An 18,413-nucleotide genomic window follows, 5' to 3' on the forward strand; every position below is an offset into this window, starting at 1 on the left:
CCTAAACCCCGCGCCTGTCGGCGCGCCCCCTTGAACATCAAGGGGGCTTTTCACCAGAGGGTGGGACGCGACCTGTTGGTTCATGCGGCGTCGGGCGCAATACCCGCCTGGTAGGGTCGGATCCTGATCGACTGCCGACCTTGCCGGCCACTGCTGTAACGCATGGCCCTGGATCGGGAACGCTGCTGTGCATTGCGGCGCGCGGCTGCGGCAGGCATCCGGCGTTCGTCGCGCCGATGGGCGACATCGGCAGTCGATCGGGATCCGACCCTACCAGGGTCGGGGTCACGGCTGTCGGGTGCTTCAACGCCCAACCTTGCCCCGTCCGCCCGGCTCAGGGCCGGGGCGTCGGCTTGGCCTCCTCCGGCAACCGGTACAGCTCTTTTTCGTAGGCCAGCGTGCCCCACATGGCATAGGCGTGGGCGCGCCGTGCCAGCGCCGGGTTCAGCGGCTGCGGCTGCAGCTGGTCGCTGGCCGGGTCGTAGCGGTAGCCCTGTGCGGGCTTGTCCGGCTGCAGGATGGCCACCTCGTTGCCCTCCATCCACGCCAGGTTGCGGTCGTACTGCATCAGCGCGCGCCCGGGCTGCAACCGTCGCGCGTCGGTCAGGTCCTGCCCGACCAGCGGCGTGGGATCGGCAATGCCCAGCAGCGACAACAGCGTCGGCGGCAGATCGATCTGGCTCACGATGCGGGCGTCCTGGCGTGGCGCGATGCCACCGCCCAGGATCAGCCCGGGGATGTGGAAGTTGGCGATGGGCACCATGTCCTTGCCGAACACCCGCGAATCATGGTCGGCCACGACCAGGAACACGGTGTTTTCCCAGTACGGTGACGCCATCGCCTTGCGGAAGAATTCGCCCAGCGCGTAATCGGCGTACTTGGCCGCGTTGTCGCGGGTCTGCTTGGGCTGCTCGTACAGGTCGATGCGGCCGTCGGGGAATTCGAACGGATCGTGGTTGCTGGAGGTGAACACCAGCCCGAAGAACGGCTTGCCCTGCGCATTCAACTCGCGGAACTGCTGGTCGGCCCGGCCGAACAGGTCCTCATCCGACGCCCCCCACGACCCGACGAACGCCGGCTTGCGGTAGTCCTTGCGGTCCACGATGCGGGTGAAACCGTTGGCGAGGAAGAACTCGCGCATGTTGTCGAAGTGGCTTTCACCGCCGTAGTAGAAGCCGGTGTCGTAGCCATGCCGCCCCAGCACATCGGCCAGGGTGAAGAAACGCTGGCGGGAGGCAGGCAGCTTGACCACCGATTCGGCCGGGGTGGGCGGGAAGCCGGTCAGCACCGCCTCGATCCCGCGCACCGAGCGCGTGCCGGTCGCATACAGCCGCTCGAACGCCCAGCCCTGCGTGCTCAAGCGGTCGTAGTTGGGCGACAGCGGCCGCCCACCCAGGCTGCCGATGAACTGCGCGCCCAGGCTTTCTTCCAGTACGATCACCAGGTTGCGCGGTTTGCCCGTGTGCATCGGCGGGCGCAGCGCCAGGCTCGGCAGGTCATCGGACACGTACGCCGATGCCGGCAGGCCACTGGTGACGCGCAGTTCGCTGACCACCTCGGCCAGCGGCAGGTCGCCATACACGCGCGAGGTTTCGCTGCGGGTTGCCAGCTGCCGCGCGGCAAAGCCGACGGTGTAAAGCGAGTTCAGCGGCAGCGCATTGATGGTCGGGTCGGTGGAGAACGCCACCAGCGCCGGGTTCAAGGGCCGATGCCCCAGGCTGGAGCGCACGCCCATGGCGGCCAGCAGCAGCACCAGCATCGCCAACGGCAGCCGCCACAGCCAGCCGGCCTCGACGGGGACCGTCGGCGTGGGCACTACCCAGCGGCGCGAGCCGCGCAGCAACACCCAGAACAGCACGATCACCGCGGTCACCTCGATCACCACGGCCAGCAGGTGGCCCCGCAGCAGGGTCATCCCGACTTCTTCGGGATAGATCAGGTATTCCAGGAACAGGCGGTTCGGGCGCAGCCCGTATTCGGCCATGAAGCTGGGCGTGGCCAGCTCCATGAACACCAGCAGCACGCTCGCCGCGATCAGCCAGCCGCGCAGCAGGTGGCGCCAGGCGCGGCCCAGCCGCCCGTCCACCGGCAGCAGCAGCGCCAGCACCGCAGGAATGCCATAAAGCAGGCAGAGGGTGGCCACATCCACCCGTATCCCCTGCAGGAACACCGTGCCCCAGCCGTCGGCCGCGCTGACCCGCGCGGCATGCCACAGCGCCAGCCCCAGCCGGGACACCGACAGGGCCACCAGGCCGAACAGGAAGAAGGCGGCAATCGGAGACAGACGCCGGTACAGCGACACCCATACAGCTCGGAGCATGAAAGGAATCCAGAAAGGGAACTACGAACAGCCGCGCCCATCCCTGGCAGCGGGCCACACCCGACCACGTGTTACCCGACACACCCGCCAGCGCAGCGCACCTGCCGCCGGCAGCGTTCAACGCCCACCGCCTGGATCAGGCCGCACCGGTCAGCGGCGGCGGTTCCCCAACCGCACCGCGCCCCACGCCCGACCCGTCCGTCATCCATCCGACACACGGCCGGTTCCGAACAATACAGGGATTAGCGCCTGCGTCGACCGGAAACGTGATCCCCCGTTTGCCGGCGTTGGGCGGCGGTTTCCACCGGCTGCCCGCCCTGCGCTAGCGCTGGCAGTGCGCCAGCACCGCGCGGCAATCGGCCAGGTGCCAGCAGGCCATGCCCGGCCACGGGTTGTCCGGGGCTTTGACCAGCAGCGTCCGGGTGCCGGCCGCACGGCCGCATTCCAGGTCGAAGCGGTAGTCGCCCACCATCACCACCTGCGCCGGGTCCACCTGCCAGCGCTGCACGAAGTACTGCAGCCCGGCCGGGGAGGGTTTCGGCTCGGCCTCGTCGCGGCCGATGATGTCCTGCTCGGCAAACACGTCGTCCAGCCCGATCGCCTGCAGGGTGATCTGCGCCAGGCTGCGCACGTTGCGGGTCAGGATGCCCAGCCGGCAGCCCGCCCCCTGCAGCGCGCGCACCAGCGCCACCGCGCCCGGCGCGGGCTGGGCCTCGGCCGCCAGCGCACGCTCATGCGCCAGCAGCCAGGCGTGCTTGGCCGTGGCCTCCGCCGCGGGCAACCCGGCCAGGTGGGTGAGGATGTCGTCCTGCACCGGGATCGCCAGTTCGCGTTTGATCCGCTCGAAGTCGTGCACCGCCACGGTCAGGGTGCCGTCCATGTCGAACACCCAGTGGCGGATCGCCGACAGCGGCAACGCCGCGGCCGGGTCGCCCGCCGCCGTCATTCCCACCACTTCGGCATGCGGTTGGGGTCCACCCCGCCGGTCTCGAACACCGCGGTACGGGTGCCGCCGGCCTTGACCGGGAACTCGATGCTGATCACCTTGGCCTTGCGCGCCAGCTTCCACAGCGCCTTCTGGTCGGTGATGAACATCGCGATCGCCTCGTCGGTCTTGGGCCGCCAGGCGGCCATCGCGATCGGCTTGCCACCGTCCACGCTGACCTGCACCTTGCACTGCGGGCAGCGGAAGTCACCGGCCTGCAGCACCAGGTAGGCATGCCGCTTCCATTCGGGGTGGTCGCGGAACACCAGCTGCACCGGCTTGGCACCGCTGCCGTCCACGTCGACGCGCTGCTTGCTGTAGATCTGCGCCGAGACCTGCATGCCCTTGCTGCCCACGGGAATCTGGTTGTACTGCCACAGGCCCTGCATGCGGCGCAGGTCGCGCGCGGCATCGCCCTTGGCCTGCACCTCGGCGAAGCCCGGCTCGATCCGCGCGGCCACGTCGGTGTCCTTGTACTGGTCCAGCAAGGCACCGCCATGGATGCGCGCACGCTCCCAGTCCTGCGCGGCCACCGCCATCTCGTACTGCTTGGCCACGCCTTCGGCCTTTTCTTCCTGCTGCGCCTTGGCGGCAGCAGCGGCGGCTTCCTGCGCCTTGCGCTCTTCCTCGGGGTTGCTGCAGGCAACCAGCGCGAAGGCACAGGCAGCGGCCAGGATCAGTCGTTTCATTGCGTACTCCGTGATTGGCAAGGCGCCCAATGGCGTCACCGGTCTACTGTAACGGGGGAGCAGGCAGGGTCGCATCCCCATCCACCGCTCTCGGCGGGCCTGCGTGCGGTCGTGGCATGACCTGGGGCGGGGCCGCGGCCCTCTCCGCTGATGTTCATGCCGATATCGAACGGGGGCAATGCAATGGCGGTCGATTGGGATGCGACCCTACCGGGGTAGCGCGGTGTCGATCTGACGGATCCCTGTGACGGGGACGCTCGGCGTCGAGCTGACGGGGCCCTGTGACGGCTGGTAGGGTCGCATCCTTATCGACCGCCCTCGACGGGTCCGCGTGCGGTGGTGGCATGACCTGGGACGCAGCCAAGGCTCTTTTCGTTTGATGTCCATGTCGGTATCGAACGTGGGCAATGCAATGGCGATCGATTGGGATGCGACCCTACCGGGGTAGCGCGGTGTCGATCTGACGGAGCCCTGTGACGGGGACGCTCGGCGTCGAGCTGACGGGGCCCTGTGTCGGTAGGGTCGCATCCCTATCGACCGCCCTCGGCGGGTCTGCGTGCGGTGGGGGCATGACCTGGGGCGGGGCCGCGGCCCTCTCCGCTGATGTTCATGCCGATATCGAACGGGGCAATGCAATGACGGTCGATTGGGATGCGACCCTACCTCGGTAGCGCGGTGTCGATCTGACGGATCCCTGTGACGGGGACGCTCGGCGTCGAGCTGACGGGGCCCTGTGACGGCTGGTAGGGTCGCATCCTTATCGACCGCCCTCGGCGGGTCCGCGTGCGGTGGTGGCATGACCTGGGACGCAGCCAAGGCTCTTTTCGTTTGATGTCCATGTCGGTATCGAACGTGGGCAATGCAATGGCGGTCGATTGGGATGCGACCCTACCTCGGTAGCGCGGCGTTGATCTGACGGATCCCTGTGACGGGGACGCTCGGCGTCGAGCTGACGGGTCCCTGTGTCGGTAGGGTCGCATCCCTATCGACCGCCCTCGGCGGGCCTGCGTGCGGTGGGGGCGTGAATTGGGACGGAGCCGAGGCTCTCTCCGTTGATGTTCATGCAGATATCGAACGGGGGCGATGCAATAGCGGTCGATCGGGATGCGACCCTACCGGGGTAGCGCGGTGTCGATCTGACGGGGCGCCGCTGCGCATGGCGTCGCGCACAAAAAAACGGCGGGTTTCCCCGCCGTTTTCATGCAGTGCGTCGCGCGGTGCTGGCTGGGCTGAGTTGCCGGCCAGCGGCCGGCACTACTTGCTTGCCTTGTCCAGCATGTCCTGCACCGACGCGGTGGTGATCGGGTGGTAGCCCGGCTTGGCCTTCTCGAAGGCCGCCTTGGCGAATGCCAGGCCTTCGGGGGTCTTCACCAGTTCTGCGTAGATCGGCAGGATCAGCTTGCGACGGCCCACGCGCTCGATGAAGGCCGCGGCCGGTTCGTTGGCTTCGGCGTAACCACTGCGGATGGCCAGCGGGTACCAGCGCATCGCGATTTCGCCATTGGCGGTTCCGGTGAAGTGGTACGCCTTGTCCAGCGCCGCCAGCTTGTCCAACGGCAGGGTCTTGCCCAGGCCATCGATGAAGTGCACCCATTCCTGGGTGCCCCACTCGCCGGTGATCTGCACGTTCGGCAGGGTGTTGCTGCCCTGCCAGGCGATGCGCGCGGTATCGACGATGGAGAAGTTGCGCGAGCGGGCCTTGGTCGCGAACGACGGAATGCCCGGCTCGTCCAGCCATGCCTTCAGCTCGGCGTCGGTCACGGCGCCCGGCTTCTTGGACAGCAGGTTCTTCTTCAGGTACGCAACGAACTGGTCGGTGTTCGCGCTCTGGAAGGCGTGGTCATCGAACCAGCCGCGCAGGAACGGGTCGAAGGTCTCGCGACCAAAACGCTGCTCCAGGAACTGCAGGAACCAGGCGCCCTTGACGTAGGCGACCTGGCTCAGCGCGTCGTCCGGATCACGCTCGGTCAGCGGCGGCAGCGCCAGCGCCTGGTCGGCCGGGCTCATGTCCTTCACTTCGGCCAGCAGGTCGTTCTGGTCGATCTCGCGCTCCATCTCGGCCATTTCCTGGCCATACAGCGCTTCGGTGATGCGACCCTGCACGTAGGTGGTGAACCCTTCGTTGAGCCAGATGTCCTTCCAGCTGGCGTTGGTCACCAGGTTGCCCGACCAGCTGTGCGCCAGTTCGTGGGCCACCAGCGACACCAGCGACTTGTCGCCCACGATCACGGTGGGCGTGGCGAAGGTCAGGCGCGGGTTTTCCATGCCACCGAACGGGAACGACGGCGGCAGCACCAGCATGTCGTAGCGGCCCCAGCGGTACTGGCCGTACAGCTTCTCGGCGGCGCCGATCATCTTCTCGGTGTCTTCGAATTCCTTGGCAGCCTTGCCGACCATGGTCGGTTCAGCCCACACGCCGGAGCGGCCGGAGATCGGCTCGAACACCAGGTCGCCGGCGGCGATGGCCAGCAGGTAGGACGGGATCGGCTGCGGCATCTTGAAGGTGTAATCACCATCACGCGCGGCCTTGGGATCGTTGTCGGCGCTCATCAGCACCATCACGTCCGCGCGCGAGGTGACATGCGCGCTGTAGGTGAAGCGCACGCTCGGCGTGTCCTGCAACGGCACCCACGAACGGGCGTGGATGGCCTGGGACTGGCTGAACATGAAGGGCAGCTTCTTGCCCTCGGTCATCGACGGCTCCAGCCACTGCAGGCCCGAGGCGGTCGGGGCGGTGTGGTAGGTGATCTGCACCTTGGCCGGCTGCGCAGGCGCCTCGATGCTCAGCTTGCTGCCGAACACCTTGTCGGCCGGGGCCAGCACGAACTGCAGCGGCGATGCCTTGCCGTCGGCGTCGATCGCCTCGACCTTCGACACGGTCAGCTCGCGGGTGTCGAGCACCAGCTGCTTGGCCGCCTTGTCCTTCCACTCCAGGGTGTAGGTGGCGGTGCCACCGATCTGCTTGGCGTCGAAGTCCAGCTTCAGGTCCAGCGCCAGGTCCTTGACCACCACCTTGTCCGGCTCGGCGTAGGAGCTTTCATCGTGGCTGCGGCTGTCGGCTTTCATGGCAGTGCTCGCCGGTGCGGTGGCGGTGGGCGCGGCAGCCGGGGCGGCCGCTTCTTTGGAACAGCCGGCGGCCAGCGCCACGGCAAGGGGAATGAGCAGGAACGGAGATCGCATGGACATCGGGACCGATCAGGGTGAAACGACCAGTTTACCCCCTGTCCGCCCCGCCCCGCAGCGCCGGCGCCCCGGGCTGCGCATTCAGTCGGGTTCGCACAGCAACCGCGCGCCGCCGGCGTATTTGGCGCGGTACATCGCCGCGTCCGCGCGGCGGTAGACCTCGCGCAGGTCTTCGCCCGGTCGATACGCCGCGCCACCGGCACTGGCCTTGAGCGGCGTCTGCTCACCGCTGTCCGCGGCCAGCACGGCCAACCAGTGGCGCAACCGCACGCAGGCCACCGCGTGGCTGGCGTGCACGCCCAACACGAACTCATCCCCGCCCCAGCGCCCGATCCAGTCGCCGGGCTGCAGCCACTGCCGCGCCGATTCCACCAGGCGCACCAGCACTTGGTCGCCGGCCAGGTGGCCGTGCGCGTCATTGATCGGCTTGAGGTTGTCCAGGTCCACCACGAACAGGCTCAACGGCTGCCGCCGCGATTGCGCCAGCTGCGCCGAGTCGGCCAGGGCCTGCTCGCAGCCACGCCGGTTCAGCGCCTGGGTGAGCGGATCAAGCAGCACGCTGCGACGCAGGTCGCGCAGGCCGGCGTCGACGCCGTGCAGGTTGCGGTTGATGCTGCGCAACAGCCGGCCGATCTCGTCATGGCCCAGGTCGGGCAGGTGCGGCAGGCGCTGTTCGTCGTAGTAGGCCTCCAGCGCGTCGGCGGCCTGGCGCAGCGGCGCCATCAGCCGGTACAGCGCCATCATCGCCATCGCGGTGCCCACCAGGGTGGCGCCCAGCACCACGCCGACCACGGTCCACATCGTGTCGCGCTGGTAGTGGCCGCTGACCGCCATCCACAGCAGCAGCCCCAGCAGCGGTACGTGCACGCCGATGAACACCACGGTCATCAGCTTGGCGCTGAACGACCGGGGAAACACGCGGGCCAGGCCGCGGTACAGACGCATGGCAGGCCCTCTCTGACAGCCTGCCCGCAGTGTGGACCAGCTCCCTCAGCGGGAACTGGACCGGTGTCTCAAACCTTGTAGCCGGAGTGGATCGAGACGATGCCGCCGGTCAGGTTCTTGTAATGGCAGCGCGCGAAGCCCGCCTCGCCCATCATGGTCTTGAGCTGTTCCTGCGGCGGGTGCTTGCGGATGCTCTCGGCCAGGTACTGGTAGCTGTCGCCGTCACGCGCGAACAGCTGGCCCAGCTTGGGCAGGATCTTGAACGAGTGGAAGTCGTAGATCGGCTTGAACCAGTCCGCGGTGACTTCGGAGAACTCCAGCACGCGCGCCTGGCCGCCCACCTTGAGCACGCGGTACATCTCGCGCAGGCCGGCGTCCTTGTCGGTCACGTTGCGCAGGCCGAAGGCGATGGTCACCAAGTCGAAGCTGGCGTCCGGGAACGGCAGCGCCTCGGCATTGCACTGCACGTACTCCAGGCCCTTGACCAGGCCGCGGTTCATCAACCGGTCGCGGCCCACCGACAGCATGCCGGCGTTGATGTCGCCCAGCACCACTTCACCCTCGTCACCCACCCGCTCCTTGATCAGCGCGGCGATGTCGCCGGTGCCGCCGGCCAGGTCGAGCACGCGGTCGCCCGGCTTCACCTGCGCGGTGGCCACGTAGTAGCGCTTCCAGGCCCGGTGGATGCCCAGGCTCATCAGGTCGTTCATCAGGTCGTAGCTGCGCGCGACCGAGGTGAACACTTCGCCCACCAGCTTCTGCTTGTCCTTGGCTGCGACATCGCGGAAGCCGAAATGGGTGGTGCCAGTCTTGTAGGGGGATTCGCTCATGGACGGATTATCGCACCGCTCGGCGCGCTGCGGCACCCGCCCCCTGCGACCGGGCGCCGCAGGGGGCCGGTGCCGGCCGGTGCCGGCCGGTGCCGAAGCCGCTGGCGGCCACTATCATGGCGGTCCAGATGCTTACGGACCGCCCATGATCACCACCCCCGACTACGCCGCCCTGCTTGAAACCGCCATCGCCGAAGCCCGCCAGGGCCTGGCCGAAGGCGGCATCCCGATCGGCGCTGCCCTGTACCACAACGACGGCCGCCTGCTGGGCTGCGGCCACAACCGCCGGGTGCAGGAAGGCGACCCGTCGGTGCACGGGGAAACCGATGCGTTCCGCAAGGCCGGCCGCCAGCGCCGCTACCAGGACACCATCATGGTCACCACGCTGGCCCCGTGCTGGTACTGCAGCGGGCTGGTGCGCCAGTTCAACATCGGCACCGTGGTGGTAGGCGAGTCGGTCACCTTCCAGGGCGGCATCGACTGGCTGCGCGAAAACGGGGTCAAAGTCATCGACATGCAGAGCCAGGCCTGCATCGACCTGCTGGGCGGCTTCATTTCGGCCCACCCGGAGGTCTGGAACGAAGACATCGGCGAGTGATCGCGATGCTTCGCGCAGTGGAGTGAGCCGTTCCGCTGCGCCTGTGAGGTGCTGTGACACCCGATCGCAGCATCTCCGGTTCTGAACGCTTCAGTTCCCGTCAGCCGGGTGAACGCGCTGTGCCAGCAGCGTATGGCCGTCCTCGCGCACCGCAGTGTCCACACCTGCGGCACCGCGCGACGACGCTGCACTAACAAACCCTGCACAGCGACCGCCTATGGTGGATGCACAGGGGGCAGCAGCGTCGAGGAGACGTCATGAATGCCCGAATACGCCGCACCGCCGCCATGGACCCCGCGCTGGTTACTGCCTGGGAACAGCTGCAGGTGCATTACGCCACCTACCAGAACTCCGCTCCGTTCTGGACCGCCTACCAGGCCATCCAGGACGCTTTGACCGACGCCCATCCGGAGCGGCGCATCGATGTCTGCAACCAGCTGGCCACGTTGGCCGAACAGCTGGGCGTGGTCGATCATGCGCAGTTGCTGGGCGAACGCTGCGCTGAACATGTCAGCCAGGACCGCCACGCGGAGTCGACACCACAATGACATCGCATGCACTGCGCTTTACGCACTCTTGTAAAACTCCCTCCTTGCATATCGATGCCACCATGTCTTCCGCTCAGCTTTCCATCCCTGCCGTGATCGACGTAGACGCAGAGGTTGCGTACTGGCGCCAGCGCCACGCCGACGGCAACCTTGGCACGGGCTCGGGGTCGTTCGGCCACTACGTGCCGTGGATCAAGTTCGCCTGCGATTCGCTGATCACCCAGCCGCGCGCGAGCGACGAGCAGCGCGATGAAACGTTCCAGACCCAGTACGCACTGCAGATCATGCCGCGCCTCACTGAAGAGCAGGCCCGCGCATTCGTCGAGTCCTGCTGGGAACATGTGTACCTGGCCAGCCGCCACGACGTGGCCACGCGCCCGCGCCTGGGTGCCGCACGCGCCTGAGCACACGCTGCACGGCGCGTACACGGCGCGCCGCCAATGATGGGGTCCCGTTGCTACCCTGCCGTGCCGCATGAGCCTTCGAAGTGTGTTCAACCTGGTCGCCAAGAAGGCGGCCTATGCAGCAGGAACGCCCTGGACGTTCCTTGCCGCCGTGTCCATCGTGGCGCTGTGGGCACTCAGCGGCCCCGTCTTCAAATTCAACGATACGTGGCAGCTGGTGATCAACACCGGCACCACGATCATCACCTTCCTGATGGTGTTCCTGATCCAGCACAGCCAGAACGCGGATGCGGCTGCGGTGCAGATCAAGCTCGATGAGCTGATCCGGGCCACCGCCGAGGCCAACAACGAACTGCTGGACCTGGAAGAGCTCGACGAAGAGCGCCTGGAAGAGATCCGCCGCGAATACGAGCGCATGGCACGCGAAGCCGGTGACGCGCTGGAACGCGCGCGTGCCTGCCATGGCGATGGGCGGGATGATGACCGGGTGGATGACCGAGGTCACGACCGATCATGACGGTAGAGCCGACCGGTAGAGCCGAATGGTAGAGCCGACTGTTAGTCGGCTGCCCTTACCGACCACCGAAAAGAAATCACGACCGGTAGAGCCGAATGGTAGAGCCGACTGTTAGTCGGCTGCCCTTGCCTGCCACCGGAAAGCAGCCGACTAACAGTCGGCTCTACCGGTCAGCGACCAGCCGGCTCTACCGCATTGCGCACGCCTCCATGCCCGCCGCGTGCGTCGAGCGCTACCGGCTCAGCCGCGCTCGTGCCAGCCGCCGCCCAGCACCTTGTACAGCGCGACCTGGTTGGACTGCTGCGCCAGCTGCGTGCTGACCAGCGACTTGCGCGCGGTGTACGCGGTGCGCCGCGCATCCAGCAGGGTCACGAAGCTATCCAGCCCCGCGTCGTAGCGTGCCTGCGACAGCGTCTGTGCCTGCGTGGCCGCCGCCATCAGGGCCTGCTGCGAGGCCAGCTGCGCATCCAGGCTGTCGTTGAGCGCCAATGCATCGGCCGCCTCGCGGAAGCCCGACTGGATGGCCTTCTCATACTGCGCCAGTGCGATGTCACGGTTGGCGGTGGCCACGCCCAGATTGGCGCGCAGCTTGCCGCCCTGGAAGATCGGCAGGTTCAGCGTCGGCACAAAGCTCCAGGCACGGGTGCCGCTGTCGAACAGGTTGGACAGCTCCGACGACGCCGAGCCGATGCTGCCGGTGAGGCTGATCGACGGGAAGAACGCCGCACGGGCCGCACCGATGTTGGCATTGGCCGACAGCAGCGTGTGCTCGGCGGCCATCACGTCGGGACGGCGCAGCAGCACCTCACCGGGAACGCCGGCCGGCAGCGGGCGCACCGCCGCGATCTCGGTCACTTCGGTTGCCGGCAACAGGGTGTCATCGACCGGCCCACCGGCCAGCAGCACCAACGCGTTGCGGTCCTGCGCCACCTGCCCGGCAAAGCGGGCCACGTCGGTGCGTGCGGTCTCCACCAGCGTACGCGTCTGGCTGAGTTCCAGCGACGACGCGCCGCCCAGCTGATGACGCGCCTCGGCCAGCCGCAGCGAGTCTTCGTAGCTGGCCAGGGTGGCCTGGGCGATGCGCAGCTGTTCGTTGTCCGCGCCCAGGGTCAGCCAGGCATTGGCCACTTCGGCCACCAGGCTGAGCTGCGCGCTGCGCCGGTTGGCCGCCTCGCTGAAGTACTGCTGCAACGCCGCCTGGCTCAGGTTGCGCACGCGGCCGAACAGGTCCAGCTCGAACTCGACCACACCGAGGTTCGCGCTGAACTGCTCGGTGACCGGGGCATCGCCGCCGGTGCGGGTCATCTGCCCCTGCACGCCGACCGCAGGCACGCGGTCGGCGCGCTGGATGCGGTACTGCGCCCGCGCCTTTTCGACGTTGAGCACGGCCACGCGCAGGTCGCGGTTGTTGTCCAGCGACTGAGCGATCACCGCCTGCAGGCGCGGGTCGACGAAGAAATCGCGCCAGCCGATGTCGGCCACCTCGACGGTGGCCGAGGACGTGCCGCTGGTGGTGGCCGGCCACTGCGCCGGGATCGCCGGCGCGACCTCGGTGCTGGACGGCACCAGCGTGGCGCAGCCGGACAGCGCCGCGGCCACGGCGAGGGCCAGCAGGGAGGATGCCTTACTCATGATTGCCACCTTCCGGCGTATCGCCGTTGTGTTGCGTGCCGGCCTGCGGGGACGCCTCGGCCGCGCGCAGCTTGCGGTTGAACAGGCGCTGCACCACCACGAAGAACAGCGGGATGAAGAACACGCCCAGCACGGTGCCCACCACCATGCCGCCGAGCACGCCGGTACCGATCGCGCGCTGCGCGCCCGAACCGGCACCGGAGGCGATCGCCAGCGGCAGCACGCCCAGGCCGAAGGCCAGCGAGGTCATGATGATCGGGCGCAGACGGTCGCGCACGGCATGCATGGTGGCCTCGATCAGGCCAGCGCCCTTCTCCAGGTTTTCCTTGGCGAACTCCACGATCAGGATCGCGTTCTTGCTGGTCAGACCCACCGTGGTGAGCATGGCCACCTGGAAGTAGATGTCGCGTTCCATGCCACGCATGGTGTTGGCCAGCACCGCGCCGAGGATGCCCAGCGGGGCCACCAGCAGCACCGAGGTCGGCACGCTCCAGCTTTCATACAACGCAGCCAGGCACAGGAACACGATCAGCAGCGACAGCGTGTACAGCAGCGGCGTCTGCGAACCGGCCTGGCGTTCCTGGTAGGACAACGCGGTCCATTCGATCTCGAAGCCCGGCGGCAGGTCCTTGGCGATACGCTCGATTTCCACCATGGCATCGCCGGAGGCCACGCCCGGGGCCGGCTCGCCCTGGATTTCCATGGCCGACACACCGTTGTAGCGCTCCAGGCGCGGCGAACCGTAGTCCCAGCGCTTGGAGGCGAAGGCACTGAACGGCACCATCTCGCCCTGGCTGTTCTTCACCGACCACACGTTGAAGTCGTCCGGGTTCATGCGGAAATCCGCATCGGACTGCACATACACGCGCTTGACCCGGCCACGGTCGATGAAGTCATCGATGTAGCTGCTGCCCCACGCGGTGGCGAGGGTGTTGTTGATCGAGGCCACCGACAGGCCCAGCGCATTGGCCTTCTCCACGTCCACGTCGATGCGCAGCTGCGGGGTGTCTTCCTGGCCGTTGGGACGCACGTTGGCCAGCAGCTTGCTGCCGCCTGCGCCGCCCAGAAGCTGGTTGCGTGCGTTGAGCAGTGCTTCGTGGCCCTGCCCGCTGGTGTCCTTCAGGAAGAAGGTGTAGCCCGAGCCGATGCCCAGCTCCGGCATGGCCGGCGGCGGGAAGGCGAAGATGAAGGCGTCCTTGATCTGGCCCAGTGCGCCCATCGCGCGGCCGGTGATCGGCCCCACGCCCTGGTCGGCGTCGCGCTCCTTCCAGTCCTTGAGCTTGATGAAGGACATGCCCGCGTTCTGGCCCATGCCGGCGAAGCTGAAGCCCTGCACCGAGAACACCGACTCGACCGCGTCGGTTTCGTTCTTCAGGAAGTGTTCTTCCAGCTGGTACATCGCTTCCAGGGTGCGTTCCTGGGTCGCGCCGACCGGGGTCTGCACCAGTGCCATCAGGATGCCCTGGTCTTCGTTGGGCAGGAACGAGCTGGGCAGGCGCATGAACAGCAGGCCCATCACCAGTGCCAGCACGGCGAAGATCGACATGAAGCGCCACGGCCGGGCCAGGATGCCCTTGACGCCGCGCTGGTAGGTTTCGCTGGAGCGGTCGAAGCCGCGGTTGAAGCCGCCGAAGAACCGGCCCGACCAGCCCTTGTGCGCCACATGGTGCTCGCCCTTCTTCAGCGGCTTGAGCATGGTGGCGCACAGCGCCGGGGTGAGCACGATGGCGACCAGCACCGACAACGCCATGGCCGACACGATGGTGGCCGAGAACTGCCGGTAGATGACGCCGGTGGCACCGCTCATGAAGGCCATCGGCACGAACACCGCCGACAGCACCAGACCGATACCCACCAGCGCGCCGGTGATCTGGCCCATCGACTTGCGGGTGGCCTCCAGCGGTGACAGGCCTTCTTCGGACATGATGCGTTCGACGTTCTCCACCACCACGATGGCGTCATCGACCAATAGGCCGATCGCCAGCACCATGGCGAACATGGTCAGCATGTTGATCGAGAAGCCGAGCGCGGCCAGGATGCCGAACGTGCCCAGCAACACCACCGGTACCGCGATGGTGGGGATCAGGGTGGCGCGGAAGTTCTGCAGGAACAGGTACATCACCACGAACACGAGCACGATCGCTTCGATCAGGGTCTTGATGACGCCCTTGATCGAGACCTGCACGAACGGGGTGGTGTCATACGGCACCACCGATTCCAGCCCGGCCGGGAAGTTGGACTTCATGTCCTCCAGCGCGGCGCGCACGCCGTTGGCGGTGTCCAGCGCGTTGGCGCCGGTGGCCAGGGTGATGGCGATACCGGTGGACGGCTTGCCGTTGTAGCGGGTGACGAAGTCGTAGCTTTCCGCGCCCAGTTCCACGCGGGCAACGTCGCCCAGGCGCAGCTCGCTGCCGTCGGTGCCGCCGCGGACCAGGATGTTGCGGAACTGTTCCGGGGTCTGCAGGCGGTCCTGCGCGTTGATGGTGGCGTTGAGCTGCTGGCCCTTCACCGACGGCGCGCCGCCGAGCTGGCCGATGGCCACCTGCGCGTTCTGCGCGGTGATCGCCGCGGTCACTTCGTCCACCGACAGCTTGTAGGTGTGCAGCTTGTTGGGGTCCAGCCAGATGCGCATGGCGTACTTGCCACCGAACACCTGGATGTTGCCCACGCCCGGCACGCGGCTGAGCGGGTCAACGACATTGGAGCCGACGTAGTCGGAGATGTCGTTGGCGTCCATGCTGCCGTCGTTGGACACAAAGCCGATCACCTGCAGGAAGCCGCTGCTCGACTTGGCCACGTTGATGCCCTGCCGCTGTACTTCCTGCGGCAGCAGCGGCATGGCCAGCTGCAGCTTGTTCTGCACCTGCACCTGCGCGATGTCCGGGTTGGTCCCGCTCTCGAAGGTAAGGGTGATGGTGGCCTGGCCGTTGGCCGAGCTGTTGGAGGAGAAGTAGATCAGGCCATCGATGCCCTTCATGTTCTGCTCGATGATCTGGGTCACCGAGTCTTCCACCACCTTGGCCGACGCACCCGGGTAGGTGGCGCTGATTTCAACGGCGGGCGGTGCCACTTCGGGGTACATCGACACGGGCAGCTTCACCACGGCCAGCGCACCGGCGAGCATGATGATGATCGCAATCACCCACGCGAAGATGGGGCGATCAATAAAATAACGAGCCATTGGATTCTCCGCTTACTGCTTGTCGGCCGGCGCCGCCGGCGTGGCCGGCTTGGCCGGCGCGGCGCCCATCTCGGTGGCCTGCACGGGCATGCCCGGCTGGATCTTCTGCAGGCCTTCAACGATGACCTTGTCGCCCGGCTTCAGGCCGTCTTCGACGAGCCACTTGCTGCCGACCGCGCGGCTGACCTTGACCGGGCGCACTTCGACCTTGTTGTCCTTGCCGACCACCATGGCGGTGGTGTCGCCCTTGGGATCGCGGGCGATGCCCTGCATGGGCACGAGGATGCCGTTCTCGCGCACGCCGCTGCCGACCTGGGCGCGCACGTACATGCCGGGCATCAGGACCTGGTCGGGGTTGTCGACCTTGACCCGCAGCGCGTAGCTGCCGGTGGTGGGATCGACGCTGACTTCGGAGAACTCCAGGGTGCCCTTGTGGGCGAACTCGGTGCCGTCGTCGAGCAGGATGGTGACCGGCAAGGTCTGGTTGTCCTGCAGGCGGCCGCTGGCCAGTTCACGGCGCATCTGCAGCAGTTCGCTGGCCGATTGGGTCAGGTCGACATAGATCGGGTCGAGCTGCTGCACGGTGGCAAGCGCGTCGGCCTGGCCGGCGCTGACCAGCGCGCCCTGGGTGACCGAGGACTTGCCGATGCGGCCGCTGATCGGGGCGGTGATGCGGGCGTAGCCCAGGGTGACGTTGGCGGCATCCAGGGAGGCCTTGGCGGCGCCCACGTCGGCCTCGGCCTGCTTCTGTGCGGCCACGGCGTTTTCCAGGTCCTGCTTGCTGACCGCGTCGACCTTGGCCAGTTCGGTGATGCGCTTGGCGCTCAGGCGCGCGGCGTTGGCGGTGGCGTCGGCGCGGGCAAGCTGGGCGCGGGCGCTGTTGGCCTGGGCGCGGTAGCTGGCGTCATCCACCTGGTACAGGGGCTGGCCGGCGGTGACCAGGCCGCCTTCGGTGAACAGGCGCTTGGCGACGATGCCGCTGACCTGGGGGCGCACTTCGGCGACCAGGAAGGCGTTGGTGCGGCCGGGCAGTTCGCGGGTGAGGCTGACCTGTTCGCCTTTGAGGGTGGCAACGGTGACCTGGCCCGGGCCGCCCTGCGGCCCCTCCTGCTCACCGCCGCCACAGGCGGACACGGTCAAGGCGATCGCGAGGGACAGCGCGAGAAGACGGTACGGGGTTCGGGACATGGTGGGGGCTCACAGGAAACGAAAAAGGGTCGCCTGCAGCACTACCCCGCCTTTAAAAGCGACGAATGACAGCCAACAGGGCGGCAAATACGGCAAATCTGACGGTTTCGGCTTTGGCGCGGCTACGCGCGGTCCTCACCGGGAATCAGTGGGACGGAAATATACATACATGCATGTTTGTTTGTAAAGCGGTACAATTCAGGTCGGTTTCATCCAGCAACTGCAAAGCGCAATGGCCAGAAAGACCAAAGAAGAGGCGCAGGCCACCCGTGCGGGGATCCTCGACGCGGCCCAGGCCTGTTTCCATGAATTCGGGGTGGCAGGGACGAGCCTGGCGATGATCGGTGCGCGCGCCGGCTATACACGGGGGGCGGTGTACTGGCACTTCAAGAACAAGACGGAGGTGCTGACGGCGATGATCGACCGTGAGCGCGTTCCGTTCATCGAGCGGTTGCGGCGGACGACGTCGTCCAAGCGCACGACGCCGGTGCTGGATCTGCGGTCAGCCTTGCTGGTGTCGTTCCAGGAGCTGGCCGATGACGAGCGGTTGCGCAACATGATGGAGATCATGCTGCGCAACGATCTGTCGGTGGAGAGCCAGGCGATGCAGGAGCTGCAGCTGGAGGCATCGCGCGAGGAGCTGGGCATTTTCGCGGCGGCGTTCCAGCGCGCGCGCGAGTTGGGGCAGTTGCGCGAGGGGGTGGACGTGGACACGGTGGCCCGTATCGTGAGCACGAGTCTGACCGGGGTGCTGTACAGCGCGATGCTGGAGCCGGAGCTGTTCGAGATCAAACGCGACGGCGCGCAGACGCTGGACGCGATTCTGAGTGCGTTCGTGAAGCCGGGTGTGTTCACCCCGGGGGCGGCGCCGACGGCGTTGCCTACTGAGGATGAGGTTTGAGGTTTGAGGTTTGAGGTTTAAGGCGTAAGGCCGAAGCCGAAGCCGAAGCCAGGCAGATTCCGCTTGTCCATGGTTGGGCGGGGCGGTGTGGGTTCACGGGACACGCCGTGAATCCATCCCTGGAGGCTCGTGAGCGCCATCCATGGCGCCCAACGGTCCCGCGAACCCACACCGCCCCATCCTCGACAATGGGCTGGTGGCCTTGGGAGACGCAACAGCCAACGCGGGCGCGAATTGCTGTGACATCCATTTATTTACTGCGGAATTGTCCCTCTTGTTCAAGGCGACGAATTTGCAGCACCTCCGTGGCCTGAGGGCGCGCTGTGCCGTTGCTCTCTCTGTGCGAAACAGGAATGTGTCGAGGGTGGGGGCGTGGGAGTTTGCGGGACCGTTGGGCGCCATGGGTCCGGCGCATGCGCCGGACGGGTTGGGCAGGACGCCCAACCCCGGTCTTGCCGTTTGTGCAGGACTGCACAAACGAGCAAGGCGCTC

At 67.1% G+C, this 18,413-nt stretch carries 14 protein-coding genes; 5 read left to right on the top strand and 9 right to left on the bottom strand.

The window, feature by feature from the left end:
* Positions 1-334: 334 nt before the first annotated feature.
* The 6 genes from AC6CHL_RS07115 to ubiE all read right to left on the bottom strand — a co-directional run bounded on the left by AC6CHL_RS07115 (position 335) and on the right by ubiE (position 8,952).
* Complete coding sequence (locus AC6CHL_RS07115; protein WP_498293991.1) at positions 335-2,320, bottom strand: LTA synthase family protein; 1,986 nt, start codon at positions 2,318-2,320, stop codon at positions 335-337.
* A 322-nt stretch (positions 2,321-2,642) separates the two neighbouring features.
* Positions 2,643-3,266, bottom strand: coding sequence for an HAD family hydrolase (locus AC6CHL_RS07120; RefSeq protein ID WP_498293993.1), 624 nt, complete (start codon positions 3,264-3,266; stop codon positions 2,643-2,645).
* Positions 3,263-3,994 carry a hypothetical protein gene (locus tag AC6CHL_RS07125; RefSeq protein WP_038686184.1) on the bottom strand — a complete coding sequence of 244 codons (732 nt, stop codon included), beginning with the start codon at positions 3,992-3,994 and terminating at the stop codon, positions 3,263-3,265. The genes AC6CHL_RS07120 and AC6CHL_RS07125 overlap by 4 nt, the downstream gene beginning before the upstream one ends.
* A gap of 1,254 nt (positions 3,995-5,248) precedes the next feature.
* Positions 5,249-7,174: a M1 family metallopeptidase gene (locus AC6CHL_RS07130; RefSeq protein ID WP_038691803.1), complete on the bottom strand. Its 1,926-nt coding sequence runs from the start codon at positions 7,172-7,174 to the stop codon at positions 5,249-5,251.
* Positions 7,175-7,258: 84 nt separating this feature from the next.
* Positions 7,259-8,122: a GGDEF domain-containing protein gene (locus AC6CHL_RS07135; protein ID WP_447595764.1), complete on the bottom strand. Its 864-nt coding sequence runs from the start codon at positions 8,120-8,122 to the stop codon at positions 7,259-7,261.
* Positions 8,123-8,190: 68 nt separating this feature from the next.
* The gene (gene ubiE, locus AC6CHL_RS07140; RefSeq protein ID WP_038686180.1) at positions 8,191-8,952 is read right to left on the bottom strand and encodes a bifunctional demethylmenaquinone methyltransferase/2-methoxy-6-polyprenyl-1,4-benzoquinol methylase UbiE; all 762 of its coding nucleotides are present in this window, start codon (positions 8,950-8,952) and stop codon (positions 8,191-8,193) included.
* A gap of 145 nt (positions 8,953-9,097) precedes the next feature.
* Between ubiE and AC6CHL_RS07145 the strand changes: the two genes are divergently transcribed.
* The 4 genes from AC6CHL_RS07145 (at position 9,098) to AC6CHL_RS07160 (ending at position 11,019) form a co-directional block, all read left to right on the top strand.
* Positions 9,098-9,550, top strand: a complete 453-nt coding sequence (locus tag AC6CHL_RS07145; RefSeq protein WP_463601701.1) for a nucleoside deaminase — start codon at positions 9,098-9,100, stop codon at positions 9,548-9,550.
* A gap of 257 nt (positions 9,551-9,807) precedes the next feature.
* On the top strand, positions 9,808-10,098 hold the full coding sequence (locus tag AC6CHL_RS07150) for a hypothetical protein (RefSeq protein ID WP_448134440.1): 291 nt from the start codon (positions 9,808-9,810) through the stop codon (positions 10,096-10,098).
* A 62-nt stretch (positions 10,099-10,160) separates the two neighbouring features.
* A complete protein-coding gene (locus tag AC6CHL_RS07155; protein WP_038691801.1) occupies positions 10,161-10,502 on the top strand; it encodes a hypothetical protein in 342 nt (113 codons plus the stop codon).
* A 70-nt stretch (positions 10,503-10,572) separates the two neighbouring features.
* The gene (locus tag AC6CHL_RS07160; protein ID WP_498293996.1) at positions 10,573-11,019 is read left to right on the top strand and encodes a low affinity iron permease family protein; all 447 of its coding nucleotides are present in this window, start codon (positions 10,573-10,575) and stop codon (positions 11,017-11,019) included.
* A gap of 240 nt (positions 11,020-11,259) precedes the next feature.
* Here AC6CHL_RS07160 and AC6CHL_RS07165 read toward each other — a convergent pair whose 3' ends face one another.
* From AC6CHL_RS07165 to smeD, 3 genes are read right to left on the bottom strand one after another with little or no spacing between them, the layout of a single operon-like run.
* Positions 11,260-12,651: an efflux transporter outer membrane subunit gene (locus AC6CHL_RS07165; protein WP_038686173.1), complete on the bottom strand. Its 1,392-nt coding sequence runs from the start codon at positions 12,649-12,651 to the stop codon at positions 11,260-11,262.
* On the bottom strand, positions 12,644-15,832 hold the full coding sequence (gene smeE, locus AC6CHL_RS07170) for a multidrug efflux RND transporter permease subunit SmeE (RefSeq protein ID WP_051598725.1): 3,189 nt from the start codon (positions 15,830-15,832) through the stop codon (positions 12,644-12,646). The genes AC6CHL_RS07165 and smeE overlap by 8 nt, the downstream gene beginning before the upstream one ends.
* 12 nt (positions 15,833-15,844) lie before the next feature.
* The gene (gene smeD / locus AC6CHL_RS07175) at positions 15,845-17,020 is read right to left on the bottom strand and encodes a multidrug efflux RND transporter periplasmic adaptor subunit SmeD (RefSeq protein WP_038686171.1); all 1,176 of its coding nucleotides are present in this window, start codon (positions 17,018-17,020) and stop codon (positions 15,845-15,847) included.
* Positions 17,021-17,252: 232 nt separating this feature from the next.
* Here smeD and AC6CHL_RS07180 point away from each other — a divergent pair, with 232 nt between their 5' ends.
* Positions 17,253-17,921, top strand: a complete 669-nt coding sequence (locus AC6CHL_RS07180; RefSeq protein WP_038686169.1) for a TetR family transcriptional regulator — start codon at positions 17,253-17,255, stop codon at positions 17,919-17,921.
* Positions 17,922-18,413: the final 492 nt, after the last annotated feature.

The organism is Stenotrophomonas sp. GQ19 (assembly GCF_059758695.1).

Bases quoted from the DNA above. Each gene is read 5' to 3' on its own strand.
- AC6CHL_RS07145 (WP_463601701.1), top strand. From the start codon at position 9,098: ATGATCACCACCCCCGACTACGCCGCCCTGCTTGAAACCGCCATCGCC.
- AC6CHL_RS07130 (WP_038691803.1), bottom strand. From the start codon at position 7,174: ATGCGATCTCCGTTCCTGCTCATTCCCCTTGCCGTGGCGCTGGCCGCC.
- AC6CHL_RS07120 (WP_498293993.1), bottom strand. From the start codon at position 3,266: ATGACGGCGGCGGGCGACCCGGCCGCGGCGTTGCCGCTGTCGGCGATC.
- smeD (WP_038686171.1), bottom strand. From the start codon at position 17,020: ATGTCCCGAACCCCGTACCGTCTTCTCGCGCTGTCCCTCGCGATCGCC.
- AC6CHL_RS07165 (WP_038686173.1), bottom strand. From the start codon at position 12,651: ATGAGTAAGGCATCCTCCCTGCTGGCCCTCGCCGTGGCCGCGGCGCTG.
- AC6CHL_RS07150 (WP_448134440.1), top strand. From the start codon at position 9,808: ATGAATGCCCGAATACGCCGCACCGCCGCCATGGACCCCGCGCTGGTT.
- ubiE (WP_038686180.1), bottom strand. From the start codon at position 8,952: ATGAGCGAATCCCCCTACAAGACTGGCACCACCCATTTCGGCTTCCGC.
- AC6CHL_RS07125 (WP_038686184.1), bottom strand. From the start codon at position 3,994: ATGAAACGACTGATCCTGGCCGCTGCCTGTGCCTTCGCGCTGGTTGCC.
- smeE (WP_051598725.1), bottom strand. From the start codon at position 15,832: ATGGCTCGTTATTTTATTGATCGCCCCATCTTCGCGTGGGTGATTGCG.
- AC6CHL_RS07160 (WP_498293996.1), top strand. From the start codon at position 10,573: ATGAGCCTTCGAAGTGTGTTCAACCTGGTCGCCAAGAAGGCGGCCTAT.
- AC6CHL_RS07180 (WP_038686169.1), top strand. From the start codon at position 17,253: ATGGCCAGAAAGACCAAAGAAGAGGCGCAGGCCACCCGTGCGGGGATC.
- AC6CHL_RS07115 (WP_498293991.1), bottom strand. From the start codon at position 2,320: ATGCTCCGAGCTGTATGGGTGTCGCTGTACCGGCGTCTGTCTCCGATT.
- AC6CHL_RS07155 (WP_038691801.1), top strand. From the start codon at position 10,161: ATGTCTTCCGCTCAGCTTTCCATCCCTGCCGTGATCGACGTAGACGCA.
- AC6CHL_RS07135 (WP_447595764.1), bottom strand. From the start codon at position 8,122: ATGCGTCTGTACCGCGGCCTGGCCCGCGTGTTTCCCCGGTCGTTCAGC.